Source organism: Solibacillus sp. FSL W8-0372 (genome assembly GCF_037969735.1).
GTDB classification, from domain to species: Bacteria; Bacillota; Bacilli; order Bacillales_A; family Planococcaceae; genus Solibacillus; species Solibacillus faecavium.
On record NZ_CP150204.1, the window covers coordinates 736,375 to 757,108 of the forward strand.

A 20,734-nucleotide genomic window follows, 5' to 3' on the forward strand; every position below is an offset into this window, starting at 1 on the left:
AGATTTTCTCCAAAATTACTTGAAGTAATTTTTAGACAAAAAAACATCATGCGTCCTCTATTAAGTAAATAATAGAAGGGACGAATGATGTTAAAATCCGCGGTACCACCCAGCTTGCCTCAATTGGCCACTCTTCTTCGTAACGTGAAGGGAACGAGCTTAACTAATGGAACCTATATTTAAGTTCGTTCATCAAGCTAACTCGGAAGTCCATTCCATTTAATGAATGATCTGTTTGCACCAACCACAGATTCTCTAGGCATTCGCTTTAAATGTACTACTCTTCGTCATCGTTTTTTCATAATCTTGAAAGTGATTATATCGTAAATATTGAAAAGAAAGCAATTGTTTTATTTGAAAGAAATAGGAATAAAAATGCATTGTAGTGGAAATAGTAGTAAAATAACAAGCTGATTATTTGAAACAACAAATCTACGCTCAGTTTAGTTCTCAATTAAATTTGAATAAATGAGAAAAAACATTCTGTCTTTTAAGTTTAAATCTATTAGCATAAGGGTACAAAAATGTTGTAGCACAAAAATAAAGAAAGTGCGCTTAATAGAGAAAAACATGTAATAAAAATTATTACGGTAGTTGAATTATTTGTTGACAATGTGTATTCAAACATGGCGTATTCATGTATAATAAGAACAGAATCTTAAATTAAATTAATTCTAAACTAAGTATTATATATTTACGCTTCCATATGAAATGAAGCTGCATATATCAGTTAAATTGAAATCAATTAGAGAGGAGTGAGACAATGTTAGTAACATTATTTACTTCACCAAGTTGTACTTCATGTCGAAAAGCAAAAGCATGGTTAGAGGAACATGATATCCCATATACAGAGCGCAATATTTTTTCGGAGCCACTTACAATTAGTGAGATTAAGGAAATTTTACGAATGACAGAAGATGGTACCGATGAAATTATTTCAACGCGATCGAAAATTTTCCAAAAATTGAATGTAGATGTTGAAACATTGCCATTGCAAAGATTATACGAGTTAATACAGGAATATCCAGGTCTTTTACGCCGACCGATTATATTGGACGAAAAACGTCTACAAGTCGGCTATAACGAAGATGAAATCCGTCGATTCCTACCTCGTAAAGTACGTGCTTACCAGCTTCAGGAAGCGCAACGCATGGTTAACTAAATAAAAGACACTCATGATGCTACGGTTGCCTAGGGTGCAATTGTGGCATCTTTTTTTTATTTCAGATCATATTAATAAGGAATTCTTTAATACTTGATTTAAACTGATGGGTACAATACAATTTCAATTATTCAAATAATTTATGCTGAATAATGTTTTTTCTTTTCATTTTTATCCAATCCATCATACAATAGAGTTATAGATACTTCCCATTTTTTTAAGTATCTTAGTTCCGATGCAATAGAACGCCTTATTGTATGCATTTTGGAATATAAGTGACGTTCTATACAATGACTGTGAAGGGAGTTGAGGTCTAATGGACATCGAACGCATTAATGAAAATACGTTAAAACTATTTATTACGTATAGTGATATCGAAGACCGTGGTTATACGCGTGAAGAAATTTGGTACAATCGCGCTAAGGGAGAAGAGCTCTTTTGGGATATCATTGGCGAAGTAAATACAGATGATTATTTCGACTTAGATGGTCCGATTTGGATTCATATTAATGCTTCTGATAGTGGGTTAGAAGTCGTTGTAACTCGTGCATCTGTAGGGAATGATTCCGAAACTTCATCGATGGTTGGTACTTTTGAAGACGACCTTCATATAGCAGATCAATTAAACGAAATGGAAGAATCGATTTTCAATGCAATTGGTAAGGCAGCCAAAGATGAAGAGCAGACGCTTGAAAATGCACGATTCCGATTTAAAGATATTGATGAGCTAGTGCCTCTTGCAAAACGCGCAGCCCCGTTGGGAGTTAAATCTGCGCTGTATAAATGGGAGGACTACTACTATTTATATGTAGAGTTAGAAAGTCTGGAAATTCAAGAAGCGAAAAATGTCGTTGCAATATGCACTGAATATTTATCCGCTTCCAAAGTTACGAGACACCGCTTAGACGAATACGCGGAGACAATTATTCCAGAGGACTGCTTTGAAACAATCATCACATATTTTGAATAATCAAGTTGTTAAAGCCACCTGATTCTGGGTGGCTTTTTTTGTCTATATAATTGGACTTGTTTGCAGGCATAACCTAATGAAAATGTCACTTTCCCACTAGTTACTTATTATAAGTTGAAAGCTGTTCTTCATTTGCTTACGATAGATAAAAAGGAGTGGAAGGCATTGTTGGTCGCAATGACAGAAAATCAACAGCTATTTCATTTAACGTCAAAGCTTTCGGAGCGGGAGCTGCAACAATTAAAGCAACGGCGGCAGTTTTATTGTCCCCAGTGCAGAGAGGAGCTTTTGCTGAAAGCTGGACAGATTAAAATTCCTCACTTTGCACATTATAAAAAAAGTAATTGCGATTCATTATTTTCGGAACGGGAATCAACCGCCCATTTATTAGGCAAGCAGCAGCTATTTCAACATTTTACAAAGCTCAAGCTGCAACCAATGCTTGAACCCTATTTGCCGCTCCTCCGTCAACGACCCGATATTTTCATTTCTAAAATGGACAGGCAATATGCCATCGAATTTCAATGCAGCCCGATCTCGCAGGATCTTTTTCTACAGCGGACAAAAGGGTATTTAAAGGCAAATATTACACCAATATGGCTATTGCATACACCGGAAAAATTTCAAGCATCAGGAATGTTGAAAATTTCAATTAATCATTTCAATGCTCAATTTATCCAACAGTATAACAATCAATATTTTCTCCTCACCTATGATGTAAAAAGCAAAAACTTTTACTATTTGAGTAATTTAATTCATATCAATAAAATGCAGTACTTTGCATTTGTTAAAATACTTCCGTTACATCAACAGCGATTTCCATTCCTCATTCCCGATAAAATCCCGAAGGAAATATTTCGTCAGTTCCTTATTAGCTTCAGAGAATACCGCGACCAATATTTGCGGCCTCGTATATTGCTGAGTAAAAAAGGGGTTAATGATCGATTTTTACGTGCTTTATATGAATTGCGGTTAACGACCACTAATTTACCGATTTTTTTAGGGATTCCAGTAATGAATACAAATGCTTTTGACAGCTTTTGTTTAGAATGGCAAGTACAATTGTTTTATTTTATGAAATGTCACAGTCTTACTCCAAAAACGATGAACCAAAAGGCTATTCCGTATTTTTTTGAATGGAGTGGCATGGAACAAACTAGCGAGAGGAATGCGGCTGTTGTACAGTATTTAAAAATATTAAGGGAGCTTAATATTGGGCAAGTACATGAAAGTATGAGCTTAAATAAACTTTTTGAAGCTCTATACGACGAATGGGTTGCAATTGAGTAATGAAATTGATTAAATAGACTTATAATTTCGAATTTCGGAATATTAGGAGGCAAATGAATGGCTAAGCAAATTTTAACACGTGAAGAAGTACCGGAGCATTTAACTTGGGATTTAACAACAATTTTCGAGTCAGATGAGGCTTGGGAAGCAGAACTGAAAGAAGTAGACCAATTATCAAAGCAAGCTTCGGATTTTAAAGGGAAAGTAGCAGACAGTGCTGAAAGCTTATACAATACATTGCAATTTAGTGATGCATTATATGAGCGTCTGCACAAATTATATGTGTATTCTCATTTAAAGCATGACCAAGACACGACGAACAGCAAATATCAGGATTTGGACGGTCGCGTTCGTTCTGTTATTACAAATGTCGGAGCTGCATGGTCATTTATTACCCCTGAAATTTTAGCATTGGATGAAGCAACCCTAAACAGCTATGTGGAAAGCTATGAACCGCTTGCTTTATACAAACAGAGCCTGAAGGAAATTAACTTAGGCCGTCCGCACGTATTATCTGCAGAAAAAGAAGAGCTGTTAGCGCAAATGTCGGAAGTGGCTTCTTCAGCGAGCAAAACATTTAGTGCATTAAACAATGCCGATATCGAATTCCCTAAAATTATTAGAGAAGATGGGGAAGAAGTACAAATTACACACGGCAATTACATTACTATGCTGGAAAGTGACAATCGTGAAGTACGAGAATCAGCTTTCAAAGCAGTATACAAAACATATGGTCAATATAAAAATACATTTGCAACAACTTTAGCAGGGAATGTGAAGGCACATAATGCCAATGCAAAAATCCGTAATTACGATTCGGCACGTCATGCAGCATTGAGCAATAACTTTATTCCTGAAAAAGTATATGATCAGCTTATTTCAACAATCCATGATTATTTACCAGCACTACATCGCTATGTGGAACTGCGTAAACAAGTGTTAGGCGTGGATGAGCTGCATATGTACGATCTATTTACACCGCTTGTAAAAGAAGTGAAAATGGAAGTAACATATGATGAAGCTATGAAAACAATGGTTGAAAGCTTTGCGCCTTTAGGTAAGGAATATCAGGAGATTGTTCAAAAAGGTTTGGATAGTCGTTGGGTTGACGTTTTAGAAAACAAAGGGAAGCGCAGTGGTGCCTATTCATCAGGTACATTCGGTACAAACCCATATGTTTTAATGAATTGGCAAAATAACGTGAACAATTTATACACATTGGCACATGAATTTGGCCACTCAATGCATAGCTACTATTCACGTCAAAACCAACCGTATCAATATTCTGATTACTCAATTTTCGTTGCCGAAGTTGCTTCGACATGCAATGAAGAACTTCTATTTGATCATTTAATGAAAACTTTAGATGATGAAAAGAAAAAAATATATTTATTAAATCAATGGCTAGATGGTTTCCGCGGCACAGTGTTCCGTCAGACGATGTTTGCTGAATTTGAGCATATGATTCATGAGCTTGATGCAAAAGGCGAATCGATTACAGCTGAGAAGCTAACATCAATCTACTATGATTTGAACAAACAATATTTTGGTGATGCGATGACTGTTGATGAAGAAATTGGCCTTGAGTGGGCACGTATTCCTCATTTCTATTACAACTATTACGTATACCAATATGCAACAGGTCAATCTGCGGCAACAGCCTTATCAAAACAAATATTGGAAGAGGGAGAACCAGCTGTAGAGCGCTATATTAACAACTTCCTAAAAGCAGGTTGCTCAGACTTCCCGATTGAAGTATTGAAAGCAGCAGGTGTAGATATGGAGTCACCAGAACCAATCGCGCTTGCGTGTAAGGTGTTTGAAGAAAAGTTAGATGAGTTAGAAAAGTTATTATTAAATAATTAATTGTTTGTGAAAACGCATCTGTTTCAGGTGCGTTTTTTGCTTTTGAAAACGGATTTTCTGTCCAATCAGCATTTTAACAGTCGAAAACTTCTTTCGAATAAATACGTGTAAAAGCGCTATATATCAATGATTTACTCGTTTTTAACATACTTGGAATCAATGATTAATTTGTAAGTATGGAAACGCTTACTATATGGCGAATTTGTGAAATTATAAAAGAATTATTGCAAGAAATATTATTCCGTGATAGAGTAATATTTGTGAAATAAATCACATAACAAACATACACCCCTTTGTTTGAACGTGAACATTTCTCCCATCCCCTTTGTGAAAAAGAGGCGTCCTATCTCTCGAGGATAGAGGCGCCTCTTTTGTTTTATTTATACTTCTCCTTAAATCCATGCAAAATTCTACATAACTATTTTCCTGCCTTTATTAGCGTTTCCCGGAAATTATACTTAATTATTTTATAGGACAAAAAAACCAGCTCGCTTAAGGCGTCGCTGGTTAAAATAAATATATAAGGGCAATTAAATAATAGTGTAATGATAAAGAATGTGCTATTTTGCACGCCAAAGTGTTATTTCATCAGTCATAATACGTTCTACTTTTTGTTGAAGCATCCGTTTTTTTAATTCACGTTCGGCAAGCTGTTCATTAATTGAATAAATTTCTGCAACTTCCGCAGTCGTCAAAATGCTGAAATGATCGAATAAATCATCTAATGTAGGGACGGGTTGGCGAGTTAATTCTTCACCAAGTAATTCTGCTAAAATATGTTCATAGACTTCGTAATTGTATGAACCACTTACTTTTAATCCTTCATCTTCAATGCATTCGTTGAAAAATACAATACTTGGTACTTCATCAACTTCCATTTCCCGCGTTAAGTATAAGTCACATTGAAATGCACGGGCAGCTTCTTTGGAACCGAAGTCAGATACGAATTCCTCCATATCCAAGTTAACTTGCTGTGCAATTTCTATTAATGTTGCATGAGAATTAATATTTCGAGTATTAAGAACCGCTATTTCCTGTACTTTGTTTAAATAGCGGAAACCAGCTCGCTTACCTTGAAGTTCAGCGGCTTTAATTGCGATTGAAGGTAGTGCAGGATGTGTAATATCCAATTCCGCTCCGGAAACACAGCCTTTCATACGGCTAGTAATGCTGTTTAAAGCAGAGAGTTCCGTACTAAGGACATATCGACATGTAAAGTAATGACCGTATTCTACTTGAAGCTTACGCAAAGTCATTTGCATAAGTAATGCTTTTTCACAAAGGGGGTCAATAAAAATATAAAGCTCAATTGGTTTATTACATGTGGACGGTGCAACAGGTTGCTGTAAAAGTTGGACATTATTCACTCAAATCCCTCCTCATCATTTGGGGCGTTAACCATATGGTGAGCAGTCATTACGAGACGCTTATAGTAAACTTCGCGGAATTTACCGTCTAAGCCAACCTCGTCCATCGCTTCTGCCATACATTCTAGCCATGCCTGGGCACGATCGGGTGTAATTTTAAAATGCATATGTCGGGCACGCATCATTGGATGACCGTGTTCTTCACTGAAGAGATTAGGCCCCCCTAGATACTGCGTTTGGAATTGTATTTGTTTACGAATTGTTTCTGTTAAATCATCTGGAAAAATAGGAATTAATAATGGATGCTTCGCCACTCGAGAGTAGAACGCGTTAATTAATTCAGAAAGCTTTTCAGCGCCGAGTTCCTCATAAGGAATCGTATAATTTCGATTCATTAGTTATACTCCTTTGTGTCTTTCTTAGCCCATTAATGAAATAGGATGACGTTTCCGTAATATAAATTTCATTTAGGCGTTACATTCATTCTAGCAACGGAATGATGTTTTAACAAATAAAGTGCCCTGCAAAAAATTTGAAGGGCTCTTTACATCCATATAAAATATGCTAGAAATGCATATATATAGTAGGTTTAATTGTTTATTAAAAAATTTTACAGTAGGAACATTTACATGTTAAAAAGTTCAATGCCAACGTCAATTTGCAAATAAATTACATTTTATGGGCTATACGTTTATATAATTCATTACTTTTTTGACATAATTTTGAGTTTCTTGGAAAGGAGGGACTCCTCCATATTTCTTAACATTTCCTGGACCTGCATTATATGCGGCAAGAGCTGTCTCTATATTGTTATCGAACTGATTCAGCATTTGACGTAAATATTTGGCTCCACCCATAATATTCTGTTCAGGATCAAAGCGGTCTTTTACGCCTAGATAGTTTGCAGTAGCCGGCATTAGTTGCATTAAGCCAGATGCCCCAGCACCACTAATAGCGGATGGATTGAAATTTGATTCCTGCTTCATTACAGCGGTAATTAATTTTTCAGGAATATTGTACTTCTTTGCGGCAGCTGCAATTTCTGCTTGATATTTTTCTGCCCCATTAAAGAAATTATTTATATCGTTATTACGCGTATAATCTTTCATATATGATTCAAGATTGGTTGGTGTTACGCTCGTTGCTTGGAGGTAATGGGAACCAGCCAAATCCGTTGAATTATTTGAATTTTCTAATAAAAATGAAGCGATATAATTATTGGTAGTTGAATTTTGTTGTTCTGGATTTGTGAATTGCTTTAAGGTACCTACATCGCCAAGCCCATTAAGGGATTGACCATTTAATATATCGCTCATTAAATCAGAAAATAAAGTCGAGTTCGATGATGGTAATGTACTCGAGCCTGGTTGGTGTGATGTATTGATGTTTTGCATTGCCTGTAGTTCCAACAATGACTTCATTGATGAAATATCCATGACAGCACCTAGCCTTTCTGATTATTCAATGCCGTCATAAATCGCACAATTTTCTTTTGTGCGGGCTGCGGCTCAATTGAATGTTTTGCTAAAAATGAGGAAAAAATTATTTTTCCAATCTTTTCATCATTTGTCTCATATTCTACCTCATAATCGTCGCAGTGCAAATAAAAAGAATGATCGAACACAAGTAAACCTCCCTCGTAAGGTATCTCTACTCGGTCTGTTGTCAATGATCCGTAGCACTGCAACGTGTTCATAGGAATGTCAAAAAGTTCTAATCTTTCATTTACAGTAGGCAATGTAATCCTATTGCCAGCTAGCATTTGATCGGCTTGTTCCCTTGTTATATAGTCGGTTGTTTCTAAATGTTGATGTTCTGATGTTTTTTCTTTTAATGTACACTCAATTGTTTCCCCGAATTCTCGAATTCTAAGTGCACTTTGGAGTTGCTTTAAATGATTGCTAGATGTATCGAAGTAGTGGTTAACTTGACGAATAATCTGGTCGGGCTGGATGGAAAAAGCCTGAAGAAGTTCTTCATATTGTGCTTTTGTTAAAATATTTTTAAATTCTATTTCGATATGCTGGGTCATTGTTTAATCTTCCTTTACTGTTTAGGTTTTTATTTTAAATCAATAAAACGAAACTGCACCAATCGATAGTCCTATGGTAAAATATGAAGTGAAGGCAAGTAGTGGATGGCATAGATTTTTAAAGATTTCATGCCGGTTTGAAAAATTAGAACATACAACATTAAGACGTAATTGAAAAGGAGTTCAATTCATTGAGAAATGTATATATAGTTAGTCAATATCAAGCAGTACATAATGAAATCCATTTTATTTTAAATGAAAAGAAACAACTTAGCCAATTGCAACCTGTAGGACAAGTGATTGTTGATTCGGATAATGAGGCGTTTCTTTATATCATAGAAGAAAACGATGCATATAGTTATATTGGTTTTCCTCAAGCTGTATGGTCGCAATTAGTACAAACGTTAAAGTCAGGGCAACAGCCATATTTAAAAGTAGAAGATGGCTTGGTACCTCTTATACAGTTTGCCGATGAATTAAAAGGATTACTGTACAATATAGTAGGAAACAGTAACTATGGAGACCGCTTTGTAGAAGCTGTAGAAAAGGAATTTGCCGATTTTTTGAAAGAATGATTAGCAATTTTAATGTATTGAAATGAAAAACGTGCCATTTCGTGCTATTTAAGTGTGAAATGTGTTTTTCTTATGCACAAGAAGTATAATTGTTTGAAACAACGTGTTTTGAAATAGTGTGACGTGAAAGTACTATTTCAAGTTGGGGGGCTTTGTAAATGGGGCAGTGGGAAGTATTTTTAAGTCCATATCGACAAGCAGTGGACGAACTGAAAATTAAATTAAAAGGCATGCGATCGCAATTTGGCATCATGAGTGCAAATTCACCAATTGAATTCGTAACAGGCCGTGTTAAACCACTTGCGAGTATATATGATAAATCGTTTGATAAAGGGATACCATTTGAGCCGAATCCGCGTTTAGGCAATGAATTGCAGGATATTGCAGGCGTTCGTATCATGTGCCAGTTTGTTGACGATATTGCTACAGTTACGGAATTGATTCGCCAGCGTAATGATATGAAGGTTATTGAAGAAAAGGATTATATTACACATAGTAAACCGAGTGGCTACCGCTCACATCATATGATTGTAGAATATCCTGTAGAAACGATTCAGGGCCGCATTGTTGTCGTGGCCGAAATTCAAATCCGTACATTGGCAATGAACTTTTGGGCATCTATCGAGCATTCATTAAACTATAAGTATAAGGGAATTTTCCCGGAAGAAATAAAAAATCGATTGCAAAGTGCGGCAGAAGCGGCATTTCGTCTGGATGAGGAAATGTCCTCAATTAAAAGTGAAATTCATGAGGCTCAAGCATATTTTAGTGAAGTAAAAGAAGCAACTAATACAGCTATTCATAAGTCAACTGACAAAGAGGAGCGTGAAAGCTAATGAAGTTTGCAATTCAATCACGCAGAGATGACCAATCAAATGAATTGATGGAGCTCGCAAAATCTTATTTAATCGATTTCGGGTTGAAATTTGATGAGGAAGAGCCAGAAATTGTTCTTTCCATTGGTGGTGATGGGACTTTATTGCATGCATTCCATCGCTATTTGCATCGTTTGGACAAAACAGCTTTTGTTGGTATTCATACAGGGCATTTAGGTTTTTATGCCGATTGGAAGCCTTCCGAGCTGGAAAAGTTAGTATTATCGATTGCTAAAAAGGAATTTAATGTAGTCGAATATCCGCTGTTGGAAGTACAGGTACATCGCCATCATTCGGATTCCAGTACTTATTTGGCTCTGAATGAAGCTACGATAAAATCACCGGACGTTACCCTTGTAATGGATGTTGAGCTAAATGGTGAGCATTTCGAACGGTTCCGTGGCGATGGGTTGTGTATTTCGACACCATCGGGGAGTACCGCATACAATAAAGCTTTAGGTGGAGCAATTATCCACCCAACATTACAAGCTTTCCAACTTACAGAAATGGCATCAATCAACAATCGTGTCTTTCGTACTGTAGGTTCTTCCTTAGTATTACCTGCCCATCACAATTGTGTATTAAAGCCAGTCCATGAGCAGCAATTCAATATGACTGTCGATCATATAAGCATGACGGAAACAGATGTAAAGTCGATTACCTTCAATGTTGCAAATGAAAAAGTGCGTTTTGCGCGCTTCCGACCATTTCCATTTTGGGAACGTGTACATGATTCATTTGTCTCAAATGAATAGAATGAGGTTATATGGATAAAAGATTTCAATTACAATTTATTAATTCAATAGAAAATGCCTTATTGCGTGATGCGATTGCTCAATGGGGAATTTCGAAGCGTGCTTTGACCGCCATCAAATTTGATGGAGGAACACTTTTAGTCAATGGTGAAGAAAAGAATGTACGGCATAGCCTTAAAATTGGAGATGTCGTAACAATTATTTTTCCACAGGAGGAAGTAAGCGAAGGTTTGGCTGCACAAGAAGGTCCTTTAGCCATTGTATATGAAGATGAAGCAGTACTCGTATTGGACAAGCCTTCTTTTATGAATTCCATTCCTTCCAGAGAACACCTAAACGGCAGCATCGCAAATTATGTATATGGCTATTTCGTTCAACAGCACCTGGCTTCAACGGTGCATATTGTTACACGACTCGACCGTGATACGTCAGGGCTGATGGTCATTGCGAAACATCGTCATATACATCATATAATGAGTGGCCAGCAAAAAAACGGAAGTATTCATCGTGAATATGAAGCAATCGTAGAAGGGTATGTAGAACAAGATCAACAGTCCATAATTTTACCGATTGGACGAAAAGATACGAGTATTATCGAACGTGAAGTACGTGCGGATGGTCAGTTTGCACATACGGATGTATCGGTTATAGCACGTAAAAATAACTTGACTCATATTCGCCTTAAGCTCCATACAGGGAGAACACATCAAATAAGAATCCATATGGCTCATATAGGACACCCTTTAGTGGGAGATGAATTATACGGAGGAAGTCGAACATTATTAAATCGTCAGGCACTCCATTGCCGGAATATCCAGTTTGAACATCCATTAACGAAGGAGACTATGCAATTTTGTAGCAATCTCCCGCCTGAAATATTAAACCTTATTAATTAATAGAAGATGCCAATTACTCAATTGGTGTCTTTTATTTTTTGGTGAAAAAGGGAATATACTGTTGGAAGGGCGGACAGAATCCTGCTTCAATTAAATATTGTAAATAAATACAGGCAATTCCTATCCTTGACGAACTGAAAAAGTTAGTAATAAAATAGTCCTTTGTTATAGCAATATTGGAATGTGCAAGATGAATAATTGGATTTTGATGCAATTGGAAATTGAGCGCATATAATAGAATTAATAAAGTAATTGAAAGGAGGGGACAAGCATGATAGAGGAAAGAAATGATGAAGTACAGTATGATGAGTCCTTTTTGCGAATGCTACTCGATGAGGAAAATATTGAAGCATTTCGTGAGCATTTTTTAGTTCTCCATCCATTTGATCAAGCACAGTTTTACGAAGAGGTAGGTCCGGATATACGGCAAGTTATTTATCGTTACTTGTCTCCTCAGGAAATGGCCATTATTTTAGAGTCAATGGAAATTGAAGATGATGAATATGAAAGCTATTTAAATGAAATGGATCCATCCTATGGCGCTGCGATGCTCGGTTTTATGTATACCGATAATGCGGTAGATATATTAAATGAACTGAACACTGAGCAACGTGAAAATTACTTAGATATGATGGATGATGAAACTGTTGATGAAATCAATGAGCTTTTAGGCTATGAGGAATACACAGCAGGGGCAATAATGACAACCGAGTATGTTTCGGTTTTAGAGAGTGCTACTGTTCGTGAGGCGATGCGCGTATTGCGTCAAGAAGCACAGACTGCCGAAACCATTTACTATATTTTTGTTGTCGACAGTTCCCATAAACTGCTTGGTGTCATGACGTTACGAGAATTAATTGTTGCAGAAGGAGATTTATATATTCGTGACATTATGAGTGATCGCGTCCTTTCTGTGAAGGTGACCGACGACCAGGAAAATGTCGCGAATTTAATGAAGGACTATGACTTTTTAGCAATTCCGGTTATTAATGAAACTCGAGAACTCCAAGGTATCATTACATTCGATGATATTATCGATGTTATTGAAGAAGAAGCAGAAGATGACTACTCAAAACTGGCGGGTATTTCGGATATGGATGACAATGATGCAGGTCCGATACGAGCAGCTGGAAAACGCTTGCCTTGGTTAATTATTTTATTGTTTCTAGGAATGCTTACTTCAGGGTTAATGGGGATATTTGAAGCAACGCTTGATAAAGTCGCATTACTTGCCACGTTTATTCCACTCATTTCCGGTACATCAGGAAATAGTGGTACACAGGCATTAGCAGTCGCGATTCGAGGTATTGCAACTGGAGATATCGGAGGTAAAAGTAAGTTCAAGCTTGTCCTTCGTGAATTAAGTACAGGTATCATTATGGGATTGGTCAGCGGAGCTATCGTAGTGGGAATTATTTTCTTTTGGAAAGGTACCTTGATAGTAGGTTTACTTGTCGGGGCATCAATTTGCTGTTCCATTATTGTCGCTACATTAGCCGGGTCATTTATTCCGATTATTATGCATAAGCTAGGCGTCGACCCTGCCGTTGCATCGGGTCCTTTTATTACGACATTGAACGATGTCACGAGTATTGTAATTTATTTAGGATTGGCTACTACCTTTATTGGTCTTATTCTATAAGGAACGATTTGAAAGTTTATTGCATATTGTATGAAAAAGAGGATGTGGAATGTGGAAATTCATCCATTACTTTTTATTGCAAGTCCGAGTTATATTCAGGAAAAGAAAATTGATGAAATTGAGGAAGAAAGTACGTCTATTTATGTGCGTCCTATCCCTGAAAAAATTGAAAACTCCCTCGTTGCAAGGCAGCTTAATTATTTTGCCAAGCCAGTGAAGGAGCCAAGAATGTTATTATTTATTTTACAGTCAGGTGAAAGAATACATGCTTCCATTGATAAAATAAATGGCAGTCAAGTATTATTGAATTGTTTCCAGACAAAGCGCTGGATTCATGCAAATGAAATTGTGATGATTCATCATACGGTTTAAAATGAGGAGCCACTTATTTGGCTCCTCATTTTTTATAGATCAATTAGTCACAAATGCCAAGGTCCACGTCATCGATACATTGAACAGCGCAGAAGCAATCTAAATCAACTGTAATACAGCTGTCTGAAGCATCGAACTGTGTAACTCTACATACTTCACGGAAATCAATCTTAGACCCACAATTACTTAATAAATCTACCGGATTTCCACTTGCATCTTCTGGTATTAAAACACGTAATGTTGCGCAGCAGCCATCAAAAATGTCCTCTACACGGAAATAAATCGATACACATGGAGAAGACGGTTCGTTAGAGAATGTAGCAAAGAACGGTGAGCCATCTTTATTTAATAATGTAAACACACGTGTATCAGCATTTGAACGTGCAGGGTTCACAATTCCTCCAAGTGGCTCTAAGAAGCAGTTTGTTGTACATCTATTGCAATCATCCTGTACTGCAGCATTTTGAATTTCCAAAATTGCGCGAACAACTTCACATACACACCCTTTTGAAGAGTGGTTGCCTGAATCACTATTTCCTCTTCCACAACCCATAATTTTCACCTCCTAAAACTTAACTCTATCTAAAATATGACCTGTTCTGTGAATGAATCGGGCGAATGACGGGCTTTATGAAACTTCCTTATCGTCAATGAATAATTCAAAATACGAAAGGCTATACTCGGAGAAAAATGGACATAAGGGGGGACTGTTATGCGAAAAGCGCTCTTAGGAATAAGTTTAGTTTTAATTCTTACTGGTTGTGGTGACCGTGAGAAAGTAATGACTTATTCAAAAACAGACAATACGCAACATCAGCATGAAGTAGAAAAACTTTTTGAAAAGGATTCAGATATCGAACAAGTAAATATTGTCGTAATTGAAAACGAAATATTTGTTGCAATGCAGTTAAAGCCTTTAAAAAAGTGGAATCGCCAAAAAATTGAAGATCGCTGGCAGAAGAAGTTAGAAAAGCAATATGAAGGAAGTACGGTAAATGTATCGGCCGATTTTAAAATGTTTTGGGAATCGTCCAAACTAATGGAAGAAAAGAATCAAAAGAAAATGATGGAAGAATTAAAGCATTTAAAAAAGCTTGCGAAGGAGGAAACGTAATTTGAAACAGCAACAATACAATACTTTAAAGGATCAAATTACACCAAAAGTACCTATACCCCTAAACTGTTTAAAGGCTTTTGTTGTGGGAGGGGTAATTTGCTCAATAGGACAAGCAATTTCATTTTTATACATGATCTTTTTTGATTTTACGGAAAAGACTGTAGGCAATCCGACAGTGGCTACAATGGTTTTTCTTGCCATGCTTTTGACGGGGTTTGGTCAATATCGGAAACTTGGACAGTTTGCGGGGGCTGGAAGTGCTGTACCTGTAACTGGGTTTGGTAATGCGGTAATTTCTGCAGCAATTGAACATAGATCCGAAGGGCTTGTTTTAGGTGTAGGGGGCAATATGTTTAAATTGGCAGGTTCGGTTATTTTATTCGGCGTCGTATCGGCTTTTTTCGTGTCTCTAATTAAATTGATATTAGTATCGGTAGGTGTCACATCATGGTAATCGTATTTCCATCGAAACCAGCCATTCTTTCTTCGGCTACTGTTGTTGGTCCTTTGGAAAAACGCAGCGTTTTCCAAACATATTTTGATAAGATAAGTCAGGATGAACGGGTACAAAAATCCACGAATGAGCAAGGTAATACAATGCTCATCTCAGATGCATGTCAAATAATACTAAAAAAATCAAATTTAAATAATTTGGATATCGATTATTTTTTAGGTGGCGATTTAGTCAATCAAATGACACCTACAAATTTTGCAGCACGGGAACTTGCTGTTTCTTTTATTGGACTCTTTTCAGCATGTGCCACTTCTGTTTCATCGATGATAATTGCAGCATTGTTAACAGAGCTAGGAGCAAGTGATTTTTCAATTGCCGGAGCATCTAGTCAACATAATTCAGTTGAACGACAATTCCGTTACCCTATTGACTATGGGTCTCAAAAACCTGCAACTTCACAATGGACCGTAACGGCGGCGGGGTTTGTATTAATCGGTAAACATGAGCCGAAGCTTCCATATATAGAAGCAGCGACTGTAGGGAAAGTGATTGATTATGGAGCAACAGATCCGTACCATATGGGCGGAGCTATGGCGCCGGCAGCATTTGATACGATTCAATCGCATCTAAAAAAGCGTTCGCAAAAATTGGAAGATTATGATGTTATTATGACAGGTGATTTAGGTAAGATTGGTTTGAAAATTTTAATTGCAATGTTCGCGCAAAGCGGTGTGAAAAAAGAAGATTTATCAAGGTTCCGTGATGCAGGTGCCGAATTTTATGGTGAAGATGCATCATTTTTAGCAGGGGCAAGTGGTCCAGGCTGTTCAGCTTCAGTTTATAGTGGCTATATGATGGAACAATTTAAAACAGGCCGCTATAAGCGCGTTTTATTAGTAGCAACAGGTGCACTTTTATCCCCGCTTACTTTTCAGCAGGGTGATACAATTCCGTGCACAGCACATGCAATCGAAATTGGAATGGGGTAAGGACAATGGGCTTTTCTTTTTTATTGGCATTTGTAGTAGGTGGCTTCATTTGTGTAATAGGGCAGTTAATAATGAATATCGGGAAGTTAACACCAGGTCACACATTATCAATTTTAGTTGTAGCAGGCGCCATTTTAGACGGCTTTAACTTATATGAGCCTCTAATTAATTTTGCAGGCGCTGGTGCGACAGTACCCATTACCTCCTTTGGGAATTCTTTAACACATGGGGCGATGGCTGAGGCTGAAAAACATGGTTGGATAGGTGTTTTGACAGGCATGTTTGAGGTGACGAGCTCGGGAATCAGTGCTGCCATTATTTTTGGATTTATTGCAGCATTAATATTTAAACCAAAAGGCAAAGTAGATTAGACGAATACCCTCCTTTTTCTTGTGTGTATGCATACACTACAAAATAGAAAGGGGGGTTTAGTATGTCAGGATACGGATATGGTTGGCAACAACAACAAGGTTGGCAACAAGGATGGCAACAAGGTTGTGATTATGGAACTCCAAGTTATGGCGGCGGCAACAATAGCGGTACGTTTGTACTAATCGTTGTACTATTCATTTTACTTATTATCGTTGGTAGCGTAATCATTTAAGGAGGTATTTTCAAATGGAACGTTCATTTTTCAAAAATATTGAGCGTAAAACAGGTGTTGACTTTGATGAAATTATGAATCTTGCTAATGCATTGACATATGCAGACTTTTCGGATGAAAAGCAAGTTCGTAAAATCGTCAAAAAAGTGAGTAAACTTGCAAATAAACCGGTATCAAGCGAGCTGGAAGAAAAAATCGTCGCATCAATCATTCAAGACGGTAAATCATTAGATTTTTCAAAAATTGAAAAAATGATGAAATAAAGTTCTCTGTAGTTCAAGATGAGAAATAATCCAAAAAATATATGTATACAGGTCGTCCTTAATTTATAGCATCATCTATACAAAGATAGCCACCAAGCAAATATTTACTTGGTGGCTATCGTTTTTATATTCACATGCAATTATGAAAAAAATAAGACCAGCTTCTAAATATTCTTTTCCATGGCACGATGCGGAATGCCGGCATCCATGAACTCAGGTGAAATTACAGCGAACTCCAACTTTTCATAGAAAGGTACGGCATAGCTTTGAGCATTTAGCTTAAGCTTTTTAAATGCTGCATTTTTCGCATATTCTTCCACAGCTTCCATAATTAATACACCGAGGCGCTTCCCTCGATAGCTATTCAAAACACATACGCGCTCCACCTTGCCAACTTTCGGCTCAATTTCACGTAGACGCGCTGTAGCAATTGTATTTTCACCTTCATTTACAAGAAAGTGGGTAGCTGTTTCATCATATTCATCTATTTCTAAATTTAGTGGGACACCTTGTTCTTTGACGAAAACTTCTTTCCGTAAAGCATATGCGCGTTCACGGTCTTCGTCAGTTGTTACTAACTTTACTTCAAACACGTATTACTCAGCTCCAGTCAATTTGTATGTTTCATAAGTTGTCCATGAGCCATCTTCTAATTGGTATAGTAAATGGAAACGATCGATTACATCTTTTTCATCAACACCGACCATGCGTAGCTGACCGTGAACATCATCATGTTCGGAAGCGCTTAACTTTTGCGCAATTGTAATATGCGGTACAAAGACATGCTTTGGCGCACCGAAATTGATTTTTTCCTGGATCATTTTTTGGATGTTTTCCAATTGCGGTGTTGGATCAACTCGGAAAAAGATCGTATTTGTAGTAGGGTAAAATGAACTGATTCGAGAAGCGTGAATTTGTAAAGGGGCAAATTGTGATGCCACCTGCTGTAAACTACTGGATATTTGATCCATTTGAGATTCATCCGCATCAAATGCATCTTTCAAAGTAATGTGAGGTGTAATTAACGCATAATGTGGGTCATAGCGTTTGCGATAAGTGTTCGCTAAATCTTGTATTTTCTTAGATGGAAAAGCAACAATACCATATTTCAAATTCATTACCCCCTAGAAAATTATTCAAATTTTATCTGCCTTTAGGTGCCCGACTATCGTGAGAAGTTTTTAGTAAACTAAAAAGTGGACATAAATACCCCGGAGGCGCAATTGTTATAAGTATAACAGAAAAAACAATGAATAGACATTTAAGAACACATTATTATCCGAAAATTTCAATTAGTGCGCGTTTTAAATCTGGCTTCCAATATGTCCATGTATGATTACCTTCAAATTCCTCATAAAAGGTATCAATTCCATGGTTTATTAACAATTGGTGCAGTTCACGGTTTGGTGTCAGGAGATCTTTGACGGTATTGTTTTTTAAAGTCACTTTATCTTCTTGTAGTCCGATAATATGATACACCGAAAGAAAATTAATATTATTTGCACTACGAACAGCCTCTAATACGTATTCATCTACATAAGGTGACTGCAAGACGGCTTTTCCAAAAATATTCGGATAATGGATTGCAGTCATTAATGAAATCGTCGCAGCCATGGAATCTCCAATTAGTGCACGCCCGCCTCCTATTTGGGCAGTTGAGTACTCTTCGTCTAAATAGGGCACAAGTTCATGCGCCAAAAATCGCATATAAGCTTCAAATTGGTCACCTGTTGGAGTATATTTTCGCTTACGATCCTCATAATTTTTGTATGGAACACCGACGATTATTGTATTTTCAATAATATAGCCATCTATTAGTTCATCCGCTAAACGAGGTATGCCACCAAGTTGGAAATAATCTTTACCATCGGAAGCGATTAAGATGTTATATTCGTAAAGTGGAGAATAATTTGCTGGAATATAAATTAACAGCTCCAACTCCTCGTTTAATGCCTTACTAAAAAAAGCAATGTCTTTTACTGTGCCTTTTTCCAAAGTTGTCACCCCTGTCGATTGATGTATTCAAAATTGTATCATAAAGAAAAATAAAGGTGTAATATAGAAGATAGACAAGTGAATGAGCGCTTAATATAAATAAAGGTGAGGATATATTCATGCATAACAAAAGAATTCGTGTACACTCAGATGAAGTGACAAAAGCTACACATGATGCCCTAGAACGTCGCCATGTAACGATTGAAGATATTGCTGAAATCGTTTATACGATGCAATCCCCATATAATGAAGGTTTAACGATAGAACATTGTATTCAATCGGTTGAACGTGTATTAACTAAACGTGAAGTACAACATGCAGTATTAGTAGGTATAGAACTTGATGAACTGGCTGAAAAAAGGCTTTTATCTGCCCCGCTTCAGGCTATTATTGAATCAGATGAAGGACTGTTCGGTGTAGATGAAACGCTGGCATTGGGTTCTGTATTTACGTATGGAAGTATTGCAGTTACAACATTTGGTCATTTAGATAAGCAAAAGATTGGAATTATTGAAAAGCTTGATACGAAGGCTGGGGAATCAGTTAATACATTTTTGGACGATTTAGTTGGAAGTATTGCGGCTTGTGCAGCATCACGCCTGGCACATCGGATGCGTGACCTTGAAGAAGAAGGCGAAACTTTTGCAGATATTCCGCCCGTTGAATTAGGGCCAACCACGAAGTTGAACACGGAGATTTAAAAGGAGTTAAACAATAATAATGGAATTAAAAGATATTAAAACGCTCATTACGAGTGGAACAATTATTTTAGCAGTAGGCTTATATTTAATATTTAGCGAACCAAAACAAGAGGCAGAGCAAGTAGATTCACCGGTAATTACAGAACAAAATATTTCATATACGATTACACCAGAAATGGCAGTGGATAAAACAGGGAAACAACTTGTTGATGTGAAGTTTTTAAATGCCAATGATGGTGATACTTTTAATGTTGAAATCGATGGTGAAAAAGAGCGTGTACGCCTCCTTATGATCGATACACCAGAAATGAACTATAATAAAGGCGAACCGATGCCGTATGCTGAAGAAGCGAAGGCACGTACTACCGCGTTATTGGAAAAGGCGGATTCAGTCCAGCTATTATTCGACAAAGGTCCGGAAACCGATAATTATGACCGACTGTTAGCATACGCATTTGTGGATAATGTCAGCTTGCATGAAGTTTTATTAAGTGAAGGACTTGCTGCAGTGCGTTATGTAAATAAACCGAACGATACATTAGAAAAAGAACTGCTCGAAATTCAACAACAGGCCGAACAGAAAAAACTCAATATTTGGGCCCATGATAATTATCTGCAACGTGACGGATTCCATCCAGAAGAAGTGAGTAAGTAATACGCCTTTTTCTCTTGCATAATGAGCCGTGGGCAATGATTAAATCACGACCTGGATTAATTTGAGTATTAAACAATAAATAAGTAAAGGATGAAAATGGTTATATACACTTTCATCTTTTTTTTATTCACATACCTAAAGGAAATGAAAATTC

Annotated in this window: 26 protein-coding genes and 1 other annotated feature; of the genes, 18 read left to right on the forward strand and 8 right to left on the reverse strand. The window is 37.0% G+C overall.

Annotated features, from left to right (window positions below; genetic code table 11):
* Window positions 1-73 precede the first annotated feature (73 nt).
* Window positions 74-300 (reverse strand) — a binding site (T-box leader).
* A 463-nt stretch (window positions 301-763) separates the two neighbouring features.
* The 4 genes from spxA to pepF all read left to right on the forward strand — a co-directional run bounded on the left by spxA (window position 764) and on the right by pepF (window position 5,288).
* Window positions 764-1,162 (forward strand): transcriptional regulator SpxA, encoded by a 399-nt coding sequence (gene spxA, locus MKY13_RS03460; RefSeq protein ID WP_008403575.1) that lies wholly within the window; start codon window positions 764-766, stop codon window positions 1,160-1,162.
* Between the two features lie 316 nt (window positions 1,163-1,478).
* Entirely contained in the window at window positions 1,479-2,132 is a 654-nt protein-coding gene (mecA, locus tag MKY13_RS03465) for an adaptor protein MecA (protein WP_339215336.1), read from the forward strand.
* A 177-nt stretch (window positions 2,133-2,309) separates the two neighbouring features.
* Window positions 2,310-3,422, forward strand: coding sequence for a competence protein CoiA family protein (locus MKY13_RS03470; protein WP_339215338.1), 1,113 nt, complete (start codon window positions 2,310-2,312; stop codon window positions 3,420-3,422).
* A 57-nt stretch (window positions 3,423-3,479) separates the two neighbouring features.
* Complete coding sequence (gene pepF, locus MKY13_RS03475; RefSeq protein ID WP_339215340.1) at window positions 3,480-5,288, forward strand: oligoendopeptidase F; 1,809 nt, start codon at window positions 3,480-3,482, stop codon at window positions 5,286-5,288.
* A 560-nt stretch (window positions 5,289-5,848) separates the two neighbouring features.
* Here the strand turns inward: pepF and MKY13_RS03480 are convergent.
* The 4 genes from MKY13_RS03480 to MKY13_RS03495 all read right to left on the reverse strand — a co-directional run bounded on the left by MKY13_RS03480 (window position 5,849) and on the right by MKY13_RS03495 (window position 8,687).
* Window positions 5,849-6,655, reverse strand: coding sequence for a DsbA family protein (locus tag MKY13_RS03480; RefSeq protein ID WP_191698621.1), 807 nt, complete (start codon window positions 6,653-6,655; stop codon window positions 5,849-5,851).
* Complete coding sequence (locus MKY13_RS03485; protein ID WP_191698620.1) at window positions 6,652-7,050, reverse strand: globin; 399 nt, start codon at window positions 7,048-7,050, stop codon at window positions 6,652-6,654. The genes MKY13_RS03480 and MKY13_RS03485 overlap by 4 nt, the downstream gene beginning before the upstream one ends.
* 288 nt (window positions 7,051-7,338) lie before the next feature.
* Complete coding sequence (locus MKY13_RS03490) at window positions 7,339-8,091, reverse strand: lytic transglycosylase domain-containing protein (RefSeq protein WP_339215342.1); 753 nt, start codon at window positions 8,089-8,091, stop codon at window positions 7,339-7,341.
* A gap of 8 nt (window positions 8,092-8,099) precedes the next feature.
* Complete coding sequence (locus MKY13_RS03495; protein ID WP_191698618.1) at window positions 8,100-8,687, reverse strand: CYTH domain-containing protein; 588 nt, start codon at window positions 8,685-8,687, stop codon at window positions 8,100-8,102.
* A 191-nt stretch (window positions 8,688-8,878) separates the two neighbouring features.
* Here MKY13_RS03495 and MKY13_RS03500 point away from each other — a divergent pair, with 191 nt between their 5' ends.
* From MKY13_RS03500 to MKY13_RS03525, 6 genes are all read left to right on the forward strand, one after another.
* A complete protein-coding gene (locus MKY13_RS03500; RefSeq protein WP_339215344.1) occupies window positions 8,879-9,262 on the forward strand; it encodes a hypothetical protein in 384 nt (127 codons plus the stop codon).
* A gap of 158 nt (window positions 9,263-9,420) precedes the next feature.
* On the forward strand, window positions 9,421-10,098 hold the full coding sequence (locus tag MKY13_RS03505) for a GTP pyrophosphokinase family protein (protein ID WP_191698616.1): 678 nt from the start codon (window positions 9,421-9,423) through the stop codon (window positions 10,096-10,098).
* The gene (locus MKY13_RS03510; protein WP_191698615.1) at window positions 10,098-10,892 is read left to right on the forward strand and encodes an NAD kinase; all 795 of its coding nucleotides are present in this window, start codon (window positions 10,098-10,100) and stop codon (window positions 10,890-10,892) included. The genes MKY13_RS03505 and MKY13_RS03510 overlap by 1 nt, the downstream gene beginning before the upstream one ends.
* Window positions 10,893-10,903: 11 nt before the next feature.
* Complete coding sequence (locus tag MKY13_RS03515; RefSeq protein WP_339215347.1) at window positions 10,904-11,788, forward strand: RluA family pseudouridine synthase; 885 nt, start codon at window positions 10,904-10,906, stop codon at window positions 11,786-11,788.
* 271 nt (window positions 11,789-12,059) lie between these two features.
* Complete coding sequence (mgtE, locus tag MKY13_RS03520) at window positions 12,060-13,430, forward strand: magnesium transporter (protein ID WP_191698613.1); 1,371 nt, start codon at window positions 12,060-12,062, stop codon at window positions 13,428-13,430.
* Between the two features lie 42 nt (window positions 13,431-13,472).
* Complete coding sequence (locus MKY13_RS03525) at window positions 13,473-13,802, forward strand: 4-diphosphocytidyl-2C-methyl-D-erythritol kinase (RefSeq protein WP_339216845.1); 330 nt, start codon at window positions 13,473-13,475, stop codon at window positions 13,800-13,802.
* A 43-nt stretch (window positions 13,803-13,845) separates the two neighbouring features.
* Here MKY13_RS03525 and MKY13_RS03530 read toward each other — a convergent pair whose 3' ends face one another.
* Complete coding sequence (locus tag MKY13_RS03530) at window positions 13,846-14,355, reverse strand: CotY/CotZ family spore coat protein (RefSeq protein WP_191698612.1); 510 nt, start codon at window positions 14,353-14,355, stop codon at window positions 13,846-13,848.
* Window positions 14,356-14,514: 159 nt separating this feature from the next.
* Between MKY13_RS03530 and MKY13_RS03535 the strand changes: the two genes are divergently transcribed.
* The 6 genes from MKY13_RS03535 to MKY13_RS03560 all read left to right on the forward strand — a co-directional run bounded on the left by MKY13_RS03535 (window position 14,515) and on the right by MKY13_RS03560 (window position 17,229).
* Window positions 14,515-14,916: a YhcN/YlaJ family sporulation lipoprotein gene (locus tag MKY13_RS03535; protein WP_191698611.1), complete on the forward strand. Its 402-nt coding sequence runs from the start codon at window positions 14,515-14,517 to the stop codon at window positions 14,914-14,916.
* A gap of 1 nt (window position 14,917) precedes the next feature.
* Window positions 14,918-15,373 carry a stage V sporulation protein AC gene (spoVAC, locus tag MKY13_RS03540; RefSeq protein ID WP_191698610.1) on the forward strand — a complete coding sequence of 152 codons (456 nt, stop codon included), beginning with the start codon at window positions 14,918-14,920 and terminating at the stop codon, window positions 15,371-15,373.
* Window positions 15,367-16,362, forward strand: a complete 996-nt coding sequence (locus MKY13_RS03545; RefSeq protein WP_191698609.1) for a stage V sporulation protein AD — start codon at window positions 15,367-15,369, stop codon at window positions 16,360-16,362. Before spoVAC ends, MKY13_RS03545 begins: the two co-directional genes overlap by 7 nt.
* 5 nt (window positions 16,363-16,367) lie before the next feature.
* The gene (gene spoVAE, locus MKY13_RS03550) at window positions 16,368-16,733 is read left to right on the forward strand and encodes a stage V sporulation protein AE (RefSeq protein WP_191698608.1); all 366 of its coding nucleotides are present in this window, start codon (window positions 16,368-16,370) and stop codon (window positions 16,731-16,733) included.
* A gap of 62 nt (window positions 16,734-16,795) precedes the next feature.
* The gene (locus tag MKY13_RS03555) at window positions 16,796-16,966 is read left to right on the forward strand and encodes a YjcZ family sporulation protein (RefSeq protein ID WP_339215353.1); all 171 of its coding nucleotides are present in this window, start codon (window positions 16,796-16,798) and stop codon (window positions 16,964-16,966) included.
* A 14-nt stretch (window positions 16,967-16,980) separates the two neighbouring features.
* Complete coding sequence (locus MKY13_RS03560; RefSeq protein ID WP_191698606.1) at window positions 16,981-17,229, forward strand: stage VI sporulation protein F; 249 nt, start codon at window positions 16,981-16,983, stop codon at window positions 17,227-17,229.
* A 164-nt stretch (window positions 17,230-17,393) separates the two neighbouring features.
* Here MKY13_RS03560 and MKY13_RS03565 read toward each other — a convergent pair whose 3' ends face one another.
* The 3 genes from MKY13_RS03565 to MKY13_RS03575 form a co-directional block, all read right to left on the reverse strand.
* Window positions 17,394-17,822, reverse strand: coding sequence for a GNAT family N-acetyltransferase (locus MKY13_RS03565; RefSeq protein WP_191698605.1), 429 nt, complete (start codon window positions 17,820-17,822; stop codon window positions 17,394-17,396).
* A 3-nt stretch (window positions 17,823-17,825) separates the two neighbouring features.
* Window positions 17,826-18,341, reverse strand: a complete 516-nt coding sequence (locus MKY13_RS03570) for a YjcG family protein (protein WP_191698604.1) — start codon at window positions 18,339-18,341, stop codon at window positions 17,826-17,828.
* 163 nt (window positions 18,342-18,504) lie between these two features.
* Entirely contained in the window at window positions 18,505-19,224 is a 720-nt protein-coding gene (locus MKY13_RS03575; RefSeq protein ID WP_339215356.1) for an alpha/beta hydrolase-fold protein, read from the reverse strand.
* Between the two features lie 119 nt (window positions 19,225-19,343).
* Between MKY13_RS03575 and MKY13_RS03580 the strand changes: the two genes are divergently transcribed.
* Both MKY13_RS03580 and MKY13_RS03585 read left to right on the forward strand, forming a co-directional pair.
* A complete protein-coding gene (locus tag MKY13_RS03580; RefSeq protein ID WP_191698602.1) occupies window positions 19,344-19,925 on the forward strand; it encodes a phosphatidylglycerophosphatase A in 582 nt (193 codons plus the stop codon).
* A 19-nt stretch (window positions 19,926-19,944) separates the two neighbouring features.
* Window positions 19,945-20,580, forward strand: a complete 636-nt coding sequence (locus tag MKY13_RS03585; RefSeq protein WP_191698601.1) for a thermonuclease family protein — start codon at window positions 19,945-19,947, stop codon at window positions 20,578-20,580.
* Window positions 20,581-20,734: the final 154 nt, after the last annotated feature.

What these genes read in the sequence shown, in the direction of transcription:
- MKY13_RS03525 (WP_339216845.1), top strand. Translation starts at nt 13,473, where the DNA reads ATGTGGAATGTGGAAATTCATCCATTACTTTTTATTGCAAGTCCGAGT.
- MKY13_RS03580 (WP_191698602.1), top strand. Translation starts at nt 19,344, where the DNA reads ATGCATAACAAAAGAATTCGTGTACACTCAGATGAAGTGACAAAAGCT.
- MKY13_RS03560 (WP_191698606.1), top strand. Translation starts at nt 16,981, where the DNA reads ATGGAACGTTCATTTTTCAAAAATATTGAGCGTAAAACAGGTGTTGAC.
- MKY13_RS03515 (WP_339215347.1), top strand. Translation starts at nt 10,904, where the DNA reads ATGGATAAAAGATTTCAATTACAATTTATTAATTCAATAGAAAATGCC.
- spxA (WP_008403575.1), top strand. Translation starts at nt 764, where the DNA reads ATGTTAGTAACATTATTTACTTCACCAAGTTGTACTTCATGTCGAAAA.
- MKY13_RS03585 (WP_191698601.1), top strand. Translation starts at nt 19,945, where the DNA reads ATGGAATTAAAAGATATTAAAACGCTCATTACGAGTGGAACAATTATT.
- MKY13_RS03535 (WP_191698611.1), top strand. Translation starts at nt 14,515, where the DNA reads ATGCGAAAAGCGCTCTTAGGAATAAGTTTAGTTTTAATTCTTACTGGT.
- MKY13_RS03505 (WP_191698616.1), top strand. Translation starts at nt 9,421, where the DNA reads ATGGGGCAGTGGGAAGTATTTTTAAGTCCATATCGACAAGCAGTGGAC.
- MKY13_RS03485 (WP_191698620.1), bottom strand. Translation starts at nt 7,050, where the DNA reads ATGAATCGAAATTATACGATTCCTTATGAGGAACTCGGCGCTGAAAAG.
- MKY13_RS03495 (WP_191698618.1), bottom strand. Translation starts at nt 8,687, where the DNA reads ATGACCCAGCATATCGAAATAGAATTTAAAAATATTTTAACAAAAGCA.
- MKY13_RS03470 (WP_339215338.1), top strand. Translation starts at nt 2,310, where the DNA reads ATGACAGAAAATCAACAGCTATTTCATTTAACGTCAAAGCTTTCGGAG.
- pepF (WP_339215340.1), top strand. Translation starts at nt 3,480, where the DNA reads ATGGCTAAGCAAATTTTAACACGTGAAGAAGTACCGGAGCATTTAACT.
- MKY13_RS03510 (WP_191698615.1), top strand. Translation starts at nt 10,098, where the DNA reads ATGAAGTTTGCAATTCAATCACGCAGAGATGACCAATCAAATGAATTG.
- mgtE (WP_191698613.1), top strand. Translation starts at nt 12,060, where the DNA reads ATGATAGAGGAAAGAAATGATGAAGTACAGTATGATGAGTCCTTTTTG.
- spoVAE (WP_191698608.1), top strand. Translation starts at nt 16,368, where the DNA reads ATGGGCTTTTCTTTTTTATTGGCATTTGTAGTAGGTGGCTTCATTTGT.
- mecA (WP_339215336.1), top strand. Translation starts at nt 1,479, where the DNA reads ATGGACATCGAACGCATTAATGAAAATACGTTAAAACTATTTATTACG.
- MKY13_RS03545 (WP_191698609.1), top strand. Translation starts at nt 15,367, where the DNA reads ATGGTAATCGTATTTCCATCGAAACCAGCCATTCTTTCTTCGGCTACT.
- MKY13_RS03555 (WP_339215353.1), top strand. Translation starts at nt 16,796, where the DNA reads ATGTCAGGATACGGATATGGTTGGCAACAACAACAAGGTTGGCAACAA.
- MKY13_RS03490 (WP_339215342.1), bottom strand. Translation starts at nt 8,091, where the DNA reads ATGGATATTTCATCAATGAAGTCATTGTTGGAACTACAGGCAATGCAA.
- MKY13_RS03530 (WP_191698612.1), bottom strand. Translation starts at nt 14,355, where the DNA reads ATGGGTTGTGGAAGAGGAAATAGTGATTCAGGCAACCACTCTTCAAAA.